The organism is Streptomyces sp. O3, assembly GCF_054788135.1.
In genome coordinates this window covers 26,989-40,293 of sequence record NZ_JBTVYK010000044.1, presented here as the reverse complement: position 1 = coordinate 40,293, position 13,305 = coordinate 26,989, and the positions used below count along the sequence as shown (strand labels likewise).

Genomic DNA, 13,305 nt, shown 5'->3' with positions numbered 1-13,305 from the left:
GGGGCGTGTCCCCCCGATGCCCCTTCCCTCCGTCCGCTGTGGGAGCGAGAGCCCCGGCGCCGACCACTGGGCGCCGGGGCTCTCGTGCGTCCCGGCGCGGCTCTCTCGGCACGGCTCCCCGGTACGACGGAAGGGCCCCGGCACTGCCGGGGCCCTTCCAGAAGCGGTAGCGGTGGGATTTGAACCCACGGTGACTTGCGCCACACTCGCTTTCGAGGCGAGCTCCTTCGGCCGCTCGGACACGCTACCGAGAGGAAGCTTAGCCCAAGAGTGCCCGTGGCCGAAATCGGGTTCCGGGCGCCTCAGCGGTCGCGGAAGAAGCGGGTGAGCTGGTCGGCGCAGACGTCGGCGAGTACGCCGTGGATCACCTCGGGGCGGTGGTTGAGACGGCGGTCGCGTACGACGTCCCAGAGGGAGCCGACCGCCCCCGCCTTCTCGTCGCGCGCGCCGTAGACCAACCGGCCGACCCTGGACTGCACGAGCGCGCCCGCGCACATCGTGCACGGTTCGAGCGTGACGACCAGGGTGCAGTCCGACAGCCGCCACGCGCCGAGCGCCGTGGCCGCCCGGCGGATGGCGAGCACCTCGGCGTGCGCCGTGGGGTCGCCGGTCGCCTCGCGTTCGTTGTGACCGGTGGAGACGACCGTGCCGGACGGAGACAGCACCAGCGCGCCGACCGGCACGTCACCGGCCGACGCGGCGCGGGCGGCCTCCCGAAGGGCGGTACGCATCGCGTCCGCCCAGGGATCCCGTACGGGGTCCACCGCACCGGCGGCGTGGGCCGACTCGGGCAGGTCGGGCAGGTCGGGCAGGTCCGGCAGGCCGGGTACGGAGTCGTGCGGACCTGCCGGACTGGGCGGACCTGCCGGACCGGGCGGACCGGGTACGGAGTCGTGCGGGGGCGGCACTAGCGGACGGCCTCCAGGATCTCGGCCGCCCCCAGGGCCTCCGCGATCTCCGACAGCGCGTCCGACGTGAGCGACAGCAGCTCCTTCTCGGACAGGCCGAGGTCGGCCAGCAGCCCGACCTCGCCGAGCGGCCCCGGCGGCGCGGCCGGGTGGTCGCCGGACGCCGCGTCGGAGCCGCCGTCCGGCTCGCCCTCCTCGGTGCCGTCCAGGTCCAGGGCGTCCAGGTCGTCGGCCGGGTCGTCGTCCTCGCCGATCAGGGCGCTGGTGAGGATCTCCCCGTACGAGGACCGCGCGGCGGCCGCCGCGTCGGAGACGTAGATACGCGGGTCCTCCTCGCCGTCCACGCGGACGAGGCCGAACCAGGCTTCCTCCTGCTCGATGAACACCAGGACCGTGTCGTCGTCGGCCCCGGCCGAGGCATCGCGTGCCAGGTCGGCCAGATCCGACAGCGTCTCCACATCGTCGAGCTCTGTGTCGCTCGCTTCCCACCCGTCTTCGGTGCGCGCGAGCAGTGCGGCGAAGTACACCGTGACTCTCCCACTGGTCGTAGGCGTGCCGGTTGGGGTTCCCCCCGGCGGAGTTGGCTGGGGCGAGTGCGCGCGAGGCGACCCGCTCCACCGGAATCGTGGCAGAAACCAGGCGCTCGCGAGAGGTCTTCCCCCGCTGTGTTTGTACGTGCCGCGTCACATCTCACCAGCGGAAGGTGCGCATACGCATCGCCTGGCGCATGCGCGCGGCCCGGACCCGGCGGGGCTGAACCCTGGCGCGCAGCTCCTTGGCCTCGTGCAGTTCGTGCAGGAACCGGGCGCGCCGACGCCTGCGTTCGGCGTCGCTCTCGCGCCGCTGGTCCGGTCCCTCGTCGTCGAGCTCTGGCATCGGCTTCACCACCCGCAGCGTTCGTCCCCACCACTTTCCCTCGAACACCGCGCGCCATGCCACCGCACGGTCGGGTCCCAGGCTTGGGGCCGTCCCCCACGGCCTGCCGGTAGCCTGGAGCACCGGGTCGCTGCTGCGGCCGTTGTTGCAGATCAGGCCCCCTGGAGGAAACCGTGCGGCTGCACGTCGTCGACCATCCGCTGGTAGCGCACAAGCTCACTGCCCTGCGTGACAAGCGCACCGACTCGCCGACCTTCCGTCGTCTCGCCGACGAGCTGGTCACGCTGCTCGCGTACGAGGCCACCAGGGACGTGCGGACCGAGCAGGTCGACATCGAGACGCCGGTCGCGCCGACCACGGGCGTGAAGCTCTCCCACCCGCGCCCGCTGGTGGTGCCGATCCTGCGCGCGGGCCTCGGCATGCTCGACGGCATGGTGCGGCTGCTGCCGACGGCCGAGGTCGGCTTCCTCGGCATGGTGCGCAATGAGGAGACGCTTGAGGCGTCGACGTACGCCACCCGGATGCCCGAGGACCTCTCCGGGCGTCAGGTGTACGTGGTGGACCCGATGCTGGCCACCGGGGGCACGCTGGTCGCCGCCGTACAGGAGCTGATCAAGCGGGGCGCGGACGATGTGACGGCCGTGGTGCTGCTGGCCACGCCCGAGGGCGTGGAGGTCATGGAGCGCGACCTGGCGGGGACGCCGGTGACCGTGGTGACCGCCGCGGTCGACGAGCGGCTCAACGAGCACGGGTACATCGTGCCCGGCCTGGGCGACGCGGGCGACCGGATGTACGGCGCGGCTGAGTAAGGCCGCGCGTTCGGCGGCGTAAGGCCGCGCGTTCGGCGGCGTAAGGCCGCGCGTTCGGCGACGCGGCGGGCGAACGATTCCGCGTTCGCCCGTCGTGTGTCCGGGCGTCAGCAGCCGGGCTTCGGGGTGGGCGCGGGGGACGGCTTGGTCAGGGCGACCAGGGCGTCGGCGGCGTCCTTCTTCGTGGCCAGCTTCTCGAAGCCGGAGCCGATGACCAGGTCGACGTCCTTGCCCTTACGGTCGTCCGTCCGCTGCTCGGCCCCGGCGAGCTGCGCGCCCAGCACGGGCAGAGCGCCGTCCTTCGCGGACTTCGCGCCGAGCAGTATCGCGGTGCCCTCGACCTTCTTGTCGAACTCCTCGGTCGCGTTGGCCACCTCGCCGATGGTGAAGCCGCGCTTCTTCAGCGCTTCGGCGGTCTGTTTGGCGAGGCCGCTGCGCGGCGTGGCGTTGAAGACGTTGACCTTGATCTGGCCCGGCTTGGGCAGGGGCTTCCGGGACGCCGCGGCGGACGGCGACGGCGAGCCGGACGCGGCCGAGGCCGTCGTCTGACCGCAGTCGGGCTTGTTCGCGGCGACCGTCTGTTCCTCGTCGTCGCCCGAGAACACGTCGATGAGCTGGAGTGTCCCCCAGCCCGCCAGGCCGAGCGCGGCGACCGACGCGACCAGCGCGAGCACGATCCTGCGGCCCTTGCGGCCGCGTCGCATCCGCGGGTACTTGTCGCCCGTGATGCGGTATTCGCCGCCCATGCCGGGGGGAGTGAGCATGCTCATGGCCGCAGCGTAATCCGACCTGGCGGCTATGCCTACTAGATGATCAGCGTACGGCGTACGAGGCTACCCAAAAGGGGCAACGCGGGGCCTGACCCAGGCTGGCCCTGACCCAGGCGAGCCCCGGCCCAGGCGGGCCCTAGCCCAGTTCGAGTACGCGGGCGTGCAGTACCTGGCGCTGCTGGAGCGCGGCGCGCACGGCGCGGTGCAGGCCGTCCTCCAGATAGAGGTCGCCCTGCCACTTCACGACGTGCGCGAACAGGTCGCCGTAGAAGGTGGAGTCCTCGGCGAGCAGCGTCTCCAGGTCGAGCTGCTGCTTCGTCGTGACGAGCTGGTCGAGGCGGACCGGGCGCGGTGCGACGTCCGCCCACTGGCGGGTGCTTTCCCGGCCGTGGTCGGGGTACGGTCGGCCGTTTCCGATGCGCTTGAAGATCACACGGAAAGCCTACCGGGCATGGCGCTCCGGGCGCAGCCTCGGAGCCGTACGACTGACTCCGCCCGGCCCGTGTACCGGGCCGGGCGGAGGGTGGAAGGTCCGCCTATCGAGCTATCTGGCGTGTTCCGTTCCGACTGCTCAGTTACTTCGCGACGGCCTCGTGGTCGTGGTCCTCGTGCAGACCGCCGCCGCTGCCCGCGTCACCCTCGGTGGGGACGAAGTCGACCGGCTCGCTGAGCGGGCGCAGGTCGTGGGCGTAGTGGCCGACCGCGTTGGCGATGACGTCGATGTTGACGTCGAACGCCTTCATGTCGATGTTCTTCAGGTCGTCGCACGCGGCGTGGTAGCAGGGGTCGTACGCGACGCCCGCCTCACCGCCGAACTTCTCCGCCTGCGCCTCGGTCTTGATGCCCTCGGCCCCGGTGAAGGTGCCGCCCGCCGGAATGCCCGCCTCGATGAACGGCCCGTAGTCGGAGCGCCCGGTGAAGTCCGTGCCCTCGTGCGGGATGTTCTTCTTGTCCATGAAGTCGGTGATGCCGCGCTCAAGCTGGGCCGAGCCCTCCGGTCCTGGGCCCGCGCCGACGCCGTCCGAGTCGTCGCCGTCGTACACGAACAGACCCGCGTTCGGCGAGGCGATCATGTCGAAGTTCAGGTAGCCCTTGATCTGCGCGAGCTGCTCGTCGGTGCGGTTGCCGACGTAGTGCTCCGCGCCGAGCAGGCCGAGTTCCTCGGCGCCCCACCAGGCGAAGCGGACCTTGTTGCGCGGCGACTTCGTGGGGTGGCCCCGCAGGCCGGACTTCCCGTACGTCTTGTCCTGCTTGGTCGCGTGCGCGAACTTCAGCGCGACGTCCAGCAGTCCGGCCGAGCCCGAGCCGTTGTCGTTGATGCCGGGGCCCGCCGGGACCGAGTCCAGGTGCGAGCCGAGCATGATGGTGTTGTCGGCGTCGCCGCCGGGCGTCTCGGCGATGACGTTCTTCGTCGTCCGCTCCTCGTGGAGCTGACGGATCTCCAGGCTGACCGTCGCCCCGCCGTTCGCGACGTCGGCGGCCAGCGCCTCGCCCTCGGCCAGCGTGATGCCGCCGGTCGGGATCCGCCCGTTCTCCGGGCCGCCGAGGGTGCCGTTCAGGGTGCCCTCGCCGCTGTTGTAGATGACGGCGGCGGCAGCGCCCGCGTCGGCCGCCATCTGCCCCTTCTGGGCGAACGTGCAGCCGCCGCGCTTGATCAGCGCGACCTTGCCGGTGTAGTCGCCGGAGGCGTAGTCCTCGGCGTCACAGCCGGTCGTGGTGTCCTCGTCGACCGGGACGGCCGCGACCTCGGCCTCGATGCCACCCTCCGGGGTGGACTTGGTGTACGACATCGCGATGATGTCGATGTCGCGCTGCTCGGGCGACACGACGGCCATCGACTCGGCGAGCGTCTCGATGTAGGTGAAGTCGAAGGTGTCGTAGGACACCTTGTACCCGGCCTTCTTGAGCAGCTTGTAGACGTACTCGGCGGAGGCGTCGTAACCGGGCGAACCGGCCGCGCGGTTGCCGCCGTTGGCGTCGGCTATCTCCTGGAACTTCTCCAGGTGCCGGTACGCGTCCGCCGCGGACGACTTCTCGACCAGCTGGCGGGCGAGCCGCTCGGCGTCCTTGGCCGGGGTGTGGCCCTTCCCGGCGGCTGCGGCCGGGCCGGAGGCGGCGAGCAGCAGCGGGGTGGCGAGGGCGGCGGCGGCCAGTGCTGCGACGGTTCTGAGCGAACGGGGTGATGCGCTCACAGAAGTCCTTCCCCGAGGTCAGTCGAATGAGGTGGGAGGGACGCTAAGCGATCCGAGGGCCTGTGGAGAAGGGGGCCACCGCAACCTGTGCTCGATTTAGTCGGATTAGCGCATCATATTCCTGTCAGGTGGGCCAGCGGAGTCGGATCGTCCGTATGGCCGAATACTTGTCCTACTCGCCGAGACGGACTGTCTCGGCGAGCGCATCAGCGTCAGGACCGTGCGTAGCTGACGAACGTCTCCCAGGCGAGCGAGGCGAAGGCGAGCTGGGGGCCCTGTTTGTCCTTGGAGTCGCGGACGTGGACGGTGGTGGGGCAGGTGGCCACTTCCACGCAGTCGTCGCCGGAACCGCCGCTGTAGCTGGACTTGCGCCAGGAGAGGGCGACTTCCACGCAGTCGCCGTCGCCGCTGCTGCTGTAGCTGCTCTTGAACCAGGCCAGTTCCGTGGTGATGCTGCTCATAGTGCTCCTCGCATCCGCTGCAACAGGCTCACGGAGTCTTCGTGAGTGAGAGCCTGTGAGCGCATCGTGGCATACCGCATCTGGAGCACGCTGATTTCTTTCGGATCGGAGATCAACAGGCCGCTCCGCTGCCCCTCGCAGTAGGCGTACCACTTGTTCTCCGGGGTCTCCAGGAGCTGCATCGGTCCGGCCAGCCCGGCGTGGTTCTCCCGCACTTGCGGCATTACCTGAATCCTGACGTTCCGGACGGCGGCGACGTCGAGTACGTGGTCGATCAGCCCCCGTGTCACCTCCGCGCCGCCCGTCCGCCGCAGGAACAGGTGCTCTTCCAGGATGAAGCTGTAGTCGGTGTTCGGCCGCTCTCGCAACAGCCGTTGCCGCTCCAGCCGGGCCGCCAACTGCGCCTCGATCTGCTCGTCCCCCAGCGGCGGCAACTGGTTGGCGAACAGCGTCCGCGCGTAGGCCTGGGTCTGCAACAGGCCAGGAATCAGGCGGCACTCGTACGTGTACAGGGCGAGCGCCGTCTGCTCCAGCCTCGCCCACAGCCGGAACCACGCCGCCAACCCCGGCTGTCGCGCCAGGTGTTTCAGCGCGTTGCGCAGCGCCCCCGTGTTTCCCGTCGCCGTCTCTCCACGCTCCACGAACGAGGCGTCCGGCATGCGCCGCCCCAACTCGATGGAGGCCACCGTGTGTTTGGAGAACCGGACCGCCTCGCCGAACTCCTCGCGGCTGAGCCCGGCGTGCTCACGCAGGGCCTGAACCACCGCCCCGAAGGTCTTCAGGCTGTCCGAGGACTCCGGTTCGTCGTACTCCCAGGCCATGACGCACCACCTCCCGGTGGGTTGGATCTCCCCGCGATCAACTCACCCAGGGTTACGGCACATCGGGAGTACTGTCTACAACACGTGCGCGTACGGTGGCGCTCCGTACGCGGTGCGCGCCTGGTGGCGCGCCGGGCCGGACGGCCACCGTTGGCCCCATGCGTACCGAAAACGCCGCCGACACCGCCCCCGCCGCCCCCGCCGTCCCCGCCGCCGAACTCGTCTTCCGCCAGCGGCTTTCCGCGACCCGCCGTGGGGCCCGCCTCGCCCGGCTGCTCACGCTCCACCAGCTGGACGCCTGGGGCATCCCGTACGGCAGCGAACTCTCCGACACGACCGCCGCGCTCGTCGCCGAACTCGCCTCGAACGCCGTGCTTCACGCGCGCGTGGCGGGCCGCGGCTTCGAGCTGAACCTGACGTTGAGTGACGACGCTATGGTGCGGATCGAGGTCACCGACACGCGGGGCGACCGTCCGCTGCGGACGCCCGACGACGAGGGGCCGACGCCGGGCCCGGAGGACGAGTCCGGGCGCGGGCTGCTGGTCGTGGCGGCGTACGCGGACCGGTGGGGCGTCACGGACGGCCCGCCGCCCCGCAAGACGGTGTGGGCGGAGACGTACGCCCGCAAGTGACTACTTGGTGGTCTTGGTGGTCTTGGCGGGCTTGGCTGCTTTGGCGGCCGCCTTCATCTCCTGCTTGTAGGCGCGGACCTTCGCCAGTGTCTCGGGACCGGTGATGTCCGCCGCCGAGCGGTAAGCGCCCCGCTCGCCGTACGTCCCGGCCGCCTCCCGCCAGCCCGTCGGCCGTACGCCGTACTGCTTGCCGAGCAGGGCGAGGAAGATCTTGGCTTTCTGGTCGCCGTAGCCGGGCAGCGCCTTGAGGCGGGCCAGCAGCTCCTTCCCGGTGGGGACGTCGCGCCAGACGGCCTCCGGGTCGCCGTCGTACTCGTGGACCAGGTACTGGCAGAGCTGCTGGACGCGTTTGGCCATCGAGCCGGGGTAGCGGTGGACGGCCGGTTTGGCGGACAGGAGCTCCGCGAAGGCGTCGGGGTCGTACGCCGCGATCTCGTGCGCGTCGAGGTCGTCGGCCCCGAGCCGCTGGGCGATGGTGTACGGGCCTGAGAAGGCCCACTCCATCGGAACCTGCTGGTCGAGCAGCATGCCGACCAGCGCGGCCAGCGGGCTGCGGCCCAGCAGCTCGTCGGCTTCGGGCTGCTGGGCGAGGTGGATGGCGGGGTGGCTGGATGCACTCATGTATCCGATGATCACCCGCGGCGGCTGGCCGCGCACCCTTGGATCAGCGGTGAGTCAGGGCCGGGGTTTCCGTCTGGGGGTCCGATTCCGGTCCCGATTCCGGTCCCGGCTCCGGTCCCGATTCCGTGAGGCCGTAGCGGGCGTGCGCGCGGCGCAAGGGGGCCGGTGACCACCACGCCCGGCGGCCCAGCAGCGTCATCGTCGCCGGGACCAGGAACATCCGTACCACCGTCGCGTCGATCACGATGGCCGTGGTCAGACCGAGGCCGATCTGAAGGATTGGCGAGAAGCCGCCCGTCATGAACGCCGCGAAGACGACCGCGAGGAGCAGCGCCGCGCAGGTGACGACCCGGCCCGAGCGCTGGAGCCCGGTCACCACGGCGGTCCGCGCGTCGCCCGACTCCAGCCAGGACTCGCGCATCCGGGCCAGGATGAACAGTTCGTAGTCCATGGCCAGGCCGAAGGCGATGGCGATGATCAGCGGCGGCGCGGTGACGCTCAGTCCGCCCAGGCCCTCCGCGCCGAGCCAGCCCGCCAGGTGCCCGTCCTGGAAGACCCAGGTCACCACGCCCAGCGCCGCGCCCAGGCTGAGCAGGGTGGTCAGAATCGTGCGCAGCGGGAGCAGCACCGAGCCGGTGAAGGCGAACAGCAGGACGAAGATGCCGAGCAGGACGATCGCCGCGGCCCAGGGGGCGTTGTCGGCGAGCATGGCGCGGAAGTCGACCAGGCGGGCGGCCACGCCGGTGACCTCCACCGGTTCGTCGGCGCGCAGGTCGCGGACCTGTTCGACCAGGCCGGTCGCGGCCGGGCCGTCGTGGGTGCCGCTCGGGGTGAGGCTGAGGACGGCGGTTCCGTCGGGCAGCGTACGGGTGCTGGCCGCGGCCGCGCCGGGGAGCGCGGCGAAGCGGTCGGCGAGCGCGGGATCGGCGTCCGGGCCGATGAGCACGGTCACCGGGTCGTTGCCGGTGCCCGGCGGGTAGTGCGCCTGGGTCGCGTCGTACAGCTGCCGCGCCTCGGTGTCGGCGGGCAGCGAACGGGCGTCGCCCACCGCGACCTTGAGGCCGAGCGCGGGCAGCGCGAGCACGGCCAGGCCCGCGACGACGGTGACGGTGACGAGTACCGGGCGGGCGGCCGAGAACCGGGCGAGCCGGGCGAAGAACCGGCCCGGTTCCCGCGGGGCGGTGTCGCGGGGCTTCGGCTTACGGGACGACGGGGCGATCCGGCCGCCGAAGCGGGCGAGCAGCGCGGGCAGCAGCGTCAGCGCGGCCAGCATGTCGACCACCACCACGGCGGCCACGGCAAGACCCATGCTGCGCAGGAAGGTGTTCGGGAAGACCAGCAGCCCGGCCAGGCTGACCGCCACCGTGACGCCGGAGAACAGCACGGTGCGCCCGGCGCGGGCGACGGTGCGGTGGACGGCCTCGGCGACGTCGGCGGAGTCGGGCGTGGCGGCGCGTTCCTCGCGGAAGCGGACCAGCATCAGCAGCGCGTAGTCGACGGCGAGGCCGAGGCCCAGCATGGTGGTGATCTGGATGGAGTACACCGACACGTCGGTCACCAGGCTGAAGGCGAACAGCGCGGCGAAGGCCCCGGCGACTCCGGTGATCGCGATCACCAGCGGCAGCCCGGCGGCCCGCAGTCCGCCGAAGATGACCAGGAGCAGCAGCAGGACGACCGGCAGTGAGATCAACTCGGCCCGCACGACGTCCTGCTGGGCTCCCTCGCCCATCTGCTCGCCGAGCAGCGGCCCGCCGCTGACGGCCACGTTGTCGGCGTCGATGGCGCGCAGGCGGTCGGCGGCCGCGTTGACCGCGTCGGACGTGGCGTCGTCGCTCAGGCCGCCGTCGAGGGCGACCGGGATCAGCAGGGCCCGGCCGTTCTCGGCGGCGAGTCCCGGCGCGGTGTACGGGTCGGGGACCTCGGCCACGCCGGGCAGTCGGCGTACGTCGGCCACGGCGCGGCGTACGTCGGCGGGGTCGGCCTGGCCCTCGACGACCGCGGAGATGGAGTCCCCGGTCGGGTCGAGCGCGGCCAGGCGGTCGGCGGCGCGCTCCGACTCGGTCGCGGGGACCTCGGCTATCGCGCTGGAGAGTCGGCTGAAGACGCCGGTGCCGACACCGAAGCCGAGGGCGATCAGCAGCAGCCAGGCGAAGATCACGGTGAGGGGGCGGCGGGTGGCCGTCCGGGCGAGTGCGGCTAGCACGGGGTCCTCCGGGTGCTTGTGGGCTGTCGCCACTCAGCGTCGTCCCGTCGGGGTACGCGGCACATCGCCGGTCCGCGCGGTCTTCGGACCTCCTCCGCGTGGGCGAGTCCTCCCTCGCGTGGGCGAGTCCTCCCCCGTGAGAGGGAGGACTCGCCTGCGGGTCAGTCCTCGCCGGGGGTCACCAGACCCGCCTCGTACGCGCAGATGACCGCCTGGATGCGGTCCCGTAGGCCCAACTTGCCGAGCACGTTGCTGACATGGGTCTTCACGGTGTGCTCGCTGACCGTGAAGGCCGCCGCGATCTCGGCGTTGGTCAGGCCGCGTGCGAGCAGCCGCAGGGTCTCCTCCTCGCGGGCGGTGAGGACGCCCAGGCGGGTGGCCGCGGGGGCTGTGAGGGCCGCGGGCGTCGCGTCCGGCGTCGTACGGGAAGCCAGCCCGGCGGGGGTCCCGGCGCGGCGGCGCGCGACGAGGTCGGCGACCAGGCGGCGGGTCACCGACGGCGCGAGCAGCGACTCCCCGGCCGCGACGACCCGCACCGCGTGCACCAGGTCGTCGCGCCGCACGTCCTTGAGGAGGAAGCCGCTGGCCCCGGCGTAGAGCGCGTCGTAGACGTACTCGTCGTGGTCGAAGGTGGTGAGCATGACGACCCGGCAGTCGGACCGCGCGCACACCAGGCGCGCCGCCTCAATGCCGTCCATGCCCGGCATCCGGATGTCGAGCAGGAGGACGTCCGGCGTGTGCCGGTGCACGGCGGCCACCGCCTCCGCGCCGTCGCCCGCCTCGGCGACCACGTCGATGTCCGGCTGCGCGTCGAGGATCATGGAGAACCCGCTGCGCACCAACTCCTGGTCGTCGGCGACCACTACCTGGATGCTCATGCCTCCAAGGATGCCGTGGGCAGCCGTACTTCGACGCGGAATCCGCCATCGGGTCCGGGACCCGCGGTGGCGGTGCCGCCTCCGGCGGCGGCGCGTTCCCGGATGCCGATCAGGCCGTGGCCCGGACCTTGATGCGGGTGCGGGTGCGGGTGCGGGTGCGGGTACAGGTGCGGATGCGGGTGCGGATGCGGATGCGCGGGCGGGCGCGGGCTTGAGCGCGGCGTGGCGGGTGCCCCGTCGTCCTGGACGGACAGGGTCAACTCGCGCTCGCCCCACGCCAGGTGTATCCGTACGCGCGACGCCTTGTCGGCGTGCTTGACGACGTTCGTCAGGGCCTCCTGGATCACCCGGTACGCCGAGACCTCGGTGTCCGGGCGCAGCGCCCGAGGCGTCCCGGAGGCGGCGAACTCGACCCGCAGGCCCGTCTCCTCGACCTGCCGCAGCAGTTCCGGCACGGCGTCCAGGGTCGGCTGCGGCGCGCGCTCGGCCTGGGCGTCGGTCTCCCGCAGTACGCCCAGGATGCGCCGCAGCTGCACCATCGCGTCCCGCCCCGCGCCCGCGATCGCGTCGAACGCGGCCTCGGCGCGCCGCGGGTCGCTGCGGACGACCACCGGACCGGCCTCCGCCTGGACCACCATCAGGCTGACCGCGTGCGCCAGAATGTCGTGCATCTCGCGGGCGATCCGGGAGCGTTCCTCGGCGACGGCCCGCGCGGTCTCGCTGGCCAGCTCGCGTTCGAGGCGGCGGGCGCGGTCCTCCAGGGCGGCGGTGTAGGCCCGTTGGACCCGGCTGAGCACGCCGAGCCCGTACGCGAAGACGATGAGCAGCACATGGAAGGCGTACTCGAACGACTGGGTGTCCTCCTTGACCGCCATCGTCCAGACGGACCCGACGAGCCAGCCGAGCAGCATCCAACGCCGCTGCCAGGGCAGGGAGTTCGCGGCCAGCGTGTACAGCGTCACCATGCCGCCGTACGTCAGGTCGGGGGCCGGGCGGGCGTGCAGCCCCATGGCGGTGGTGAAGAAGGCTACCGCACAGGCGGCGGCGAACGGCGCCCGACGCCGCCACACCAGGGGCAGCACGGTGCCGAAGCCCAGCAGAGCGCCCAGCCAGTCCGTCTCGGTGCCCTGCTGCGGGAGGACGAACTGGAGGGAGACGGCGAGCAGTACGAGCGCGGCGAGCGGGATGTCCACGGCGTACGGATTGGCCGTGCGCAGCCGGTGGACGAGCGGGAACTTCGAGGCCATACGGCGACTCCTCGGGGCAGAGGCCGGGCCAGTATCCCGGAGGGGCGGGGGCGGGGGCCTCGCCGGTACGGGGGATGTGCGCGCGGGAGTCAGGCGAGGCCGCTGAGGCCGCTGAGGCCGCTGAGGCCGAGCAGGTCGTCGATGCCCGCCTTGTGGCGGGCCGCGGGCAGGCCGTCCTGGTAGCGCAGATGGTGCACCAGGACGGGAGCGCACGTGGCGAGCAGCAGATGGGCCAGCACCCGCGCGTCGGCGTCGGGGCGCAGCTGGCCGACGAGCATCGCGACATGGGTGTGCAGCGTCGCGTAGGGGCTGTTGTTGTAGCGGGCGCTGCGGTTGGCGGACTCCACGGCCATCAGCAGCGCCCGCTGCTCGTCGGTGTAGTCGGCCAGCCGGTGCAGGAAGGCGCGCAGCCGTTCGGCGGGCGGCGCGCCGGGGCCCAGCGGTGGCGGGCCGCTCAGGAAGGCCGCCTGGAACTGCCGCTCGCGGTCGTCGAGCAGCGCCATGAGCAGTGTGGCGACGTCGCCGAAGCGCCGGTAGACCGTGCCGACCCCGATCCCGCTGGCGTGCGCCACCGCGTTCATGGTGAGCGCGTCGGGGCCCTGCTCGGCGACCAGGGTGGCCGCGGCGTCGAGGATGCGGCGGCGGTTGCGGGCGGCGTCGGCGCGCTCGGGGGGCGGCTGGTCCGCCAGGGGGAGAGCGATGCGGCGGGGCGCGTCGGCGGAGCCGGAGGTGGAGCCGGAGGGGGTGTCGGCGGGAGTGTCGGAGGGGGTGTCGGAGGGGGTGTCGGCCATACCAGCAGCGTAACGGATAGCTATCCGTTTCCTCTCAGGAACTCCTTGCGTAAGTGGATGGGTATCCGGTTAACTGAGCTCAGCCGAAACGGATAG

At 71.9% G+C, this 13,305-nt stretch carries 15 protein-coding genes and 1 tRNA gene; 2 read left to right on the top strand and 14 right to left on the bottom strand.

The annotated features are described in order from the left end of the window. Window positions 1–164 precede the first annotated feature (164 nt). From ACX6XY_RS21830 to ACX6XY_RS21815, 4 genes are all read right to left on the bottom strand, one after another. Window positions 165–249, bottom strand: a tRNA-Ser gene (locus ACX6XY_RS21830). A gap of 53 nt (window positions 250–302) precedes the next feature. Continuing rightward, window positions 303–731, bottom strand: a complete 429-nt coding sequence (gene tadA, locus ACX6XY_RS21825; RefSeq protein WP_460333299.1) for a tRNA adenosine(34) deaminase TadA — start codon at window positions 729–731, stop codon at window positions 303–305. Window positions 732–907: 176 nt separating this feature from the next. After that, a complete protein-coding gene (locus ACX6XY_RS21820) occupies window positions 908–1,435 on the bottom strand; it encodes a tRNA adenosine deaminase-associated protein (protein WP_460333247.1) in 528 nt (175 codons plus the stop codon). Window positions 1,436–1,598: 163 nt separating this feature from the next. Then, window positions 1,599–1,784 carry a hypothetical protein gene (locus tag ACX6XY_RS21815; protein ID WP_460333296.1) on the bottom strand — a complete coding sequence of 62 codons (186 nt, stop codon included), beginning with the start codon at window positions 1,782–1,784 and terminating at the stop codon, window positions 1,599–1,601. 173 nt (window positions 1,785–1,957) lie between these two features. Between ACX6XY_RS21815 and upp the strand changes: the two genes are divergently transcribed. Next, a complete protein-coding gene (gene upp / locus ACX6XY_RS21810) occupies window positions 1,958–2,593 on the top strand; it encodes a uracil phosphoribosyltransferase (RefSeq protein ID WP_460333244.1) in 636 nt (211 codons plus the stop codon). A 107-nt stretch (window positions 2,594–2,700) separates the two neighbouring features. Here upp and ACX6XY_RS21805 read toward each other — a convergent pair whose 3' ends face one another. The 5 genes from ACX6XY_RS21805 to ACX6XY_RS21785 all read right to left on the bottom strand — a co-directional run bounded on the left by ACX6XY_RS21805 (window position 2,701) and on the right by ACX6XY_RS21785 (window position 6,837). Continuing rightward, a complete protein-coding gene (locus ACX6XY_RS21805; RefSeq protein ID WP_460333241.1) occupies window positions 2,701–3,363 on the bottom strand; it encodes a LytR C-terminal domain-containing protein in 663 nt (220 codons plus the stop codon). 136 nt (window positions 3,364–3,499) lie between these two features. Further along, a complete protein-coding gene (locus ACX6XY_RS21800; protein ID WP_003986294.1) occupies window positions 3,500–3,796 on the bottom strand; it encodes a type II toxin-antitoxin system VapB family antitoxin in 297 nt (98 codons plus the stop codon). Window positions 3,797–3,938: 142 nt separating this feature from the next. Further along, entirely contained in the window at window positions 3,939–5,555 is a 1,617-nt protein-coding gene (locus ACX6XY_RS21795; RefSeq protein WP_460333237.1) for a M28 family metallopeptidase, read from the bottom strand. A gap of 212 nt (window positions 5,556–5,767) precedes the next feature. Next, complete coding sequence (locus ACX6XY_RS21790) at window positions 5,768–6,016, bottom strand: DUF397 domain-containing protein (protein WP_460333234.1); 249 nt, start codon at window positions 6,014–6,016, stop codon at window positions 5,768–5,770. Then, window positions 6,013–6,837 (bottom strand): helix-turn-helix domain-containing protein, encoded by an 825-nt coding sequence (locus tag ACX6XY_RS21785; protein WP_460333231.1) that lies wholly within the window; start codon window positions 6,835–6,837, stop codon window positions 6,013–6,015. Before ACX6XY_RS21785 ends, ACX6XY_RS21790 begins: the two co-directional genes overlap by 4 nt. 158 nt (window positions 6,838–6,995) lie before the next feature. Between ACX6XY_RS21785 and ACX6XY_RS21780 the strand changes: the two genes are divergently transcribed. After that, window positions 6,996–7,469: an ATP-binding protein gene (locus ACX6XY_RS21780; protein WP_460333228.1), complete on the top strand. Its 474-nt coding sequence runs from the start codon at window positions 6,996–6,998 to the stop codon at window positions 7,467–7,469. Here the strand turns inward: ACX6XY_RS21780 and ACX6XY_RS21775 are convergent, their stop codons facing one another. From ACX6XY_RS21775 to ACX6XY_RS21755, 5 genes are all read right to left on the bottom strand, one after another. After that, a complete protein-coding gene (locus tag ACX6XY_RS21775) occupies window positions 7,470–8,090 on the bottom strand; it encodes an HhH-GPD-type base excision DNA repair protein (protein ID WP_460333225.1) in 621 nt (206 codons plus the stop codon). Window positions 8,091–8,133: 43 nt separating this feature from the next. Beyond that, the gene (locus ACX6XY_RS21770) at window positions 8,134–10,293 is read right to left on the bottom strand and encodes an MMPL family transporter (protein WP_460333293.1); all 2,160 of its coding nucleotides are present in this window, start codon (window positions 10,291–10,293) and stop codon (window positions 8,134–8,136) included. A gap of 161 nt (window positions 10,294–10,454) precedes the next feature. After that, a complete protein-coding gene (locus ACX6XY_RS21765; protein WP_460333222.1) occupies window positions 10,455–11,171 on the bottom strand; it encodes a response regulator in 717 nt (238 codons plus the stop codon). After that, window positions 11,168–12,418 carry an ATP-binding protein gene (locus tag ACX6XY_RS21760; RefSeq protein ID WP_460333219.1) on the bottom strand — a complete coding sequence of 417 codons (1,251 nt, stop codon included), beginning with the start codon at window positions 12,416–12,418 and terminating at the stop codon, window positions 11,168–11,170. Before ACX6XY_RS21760 ends, ACX6XY_RS21765 begins: the two co-directional genes overlap by 4 nt. 89 nt (window positions 12,419–12,507) lie before the next feature. After that, complete coding sequence (locus ACX6XY_RS21755; RefSeq protein ID WP_460333216.1) at window positions 12,508–13,209, bottom strand: TetR/AcrR family transcriptional regulator; 702 nt, start codon at window positions 13,207–13,209, stop codon at window positions 12,508–12,510. Window positions 13,210–13,305 lie beyond the last annotated feature (96 nt).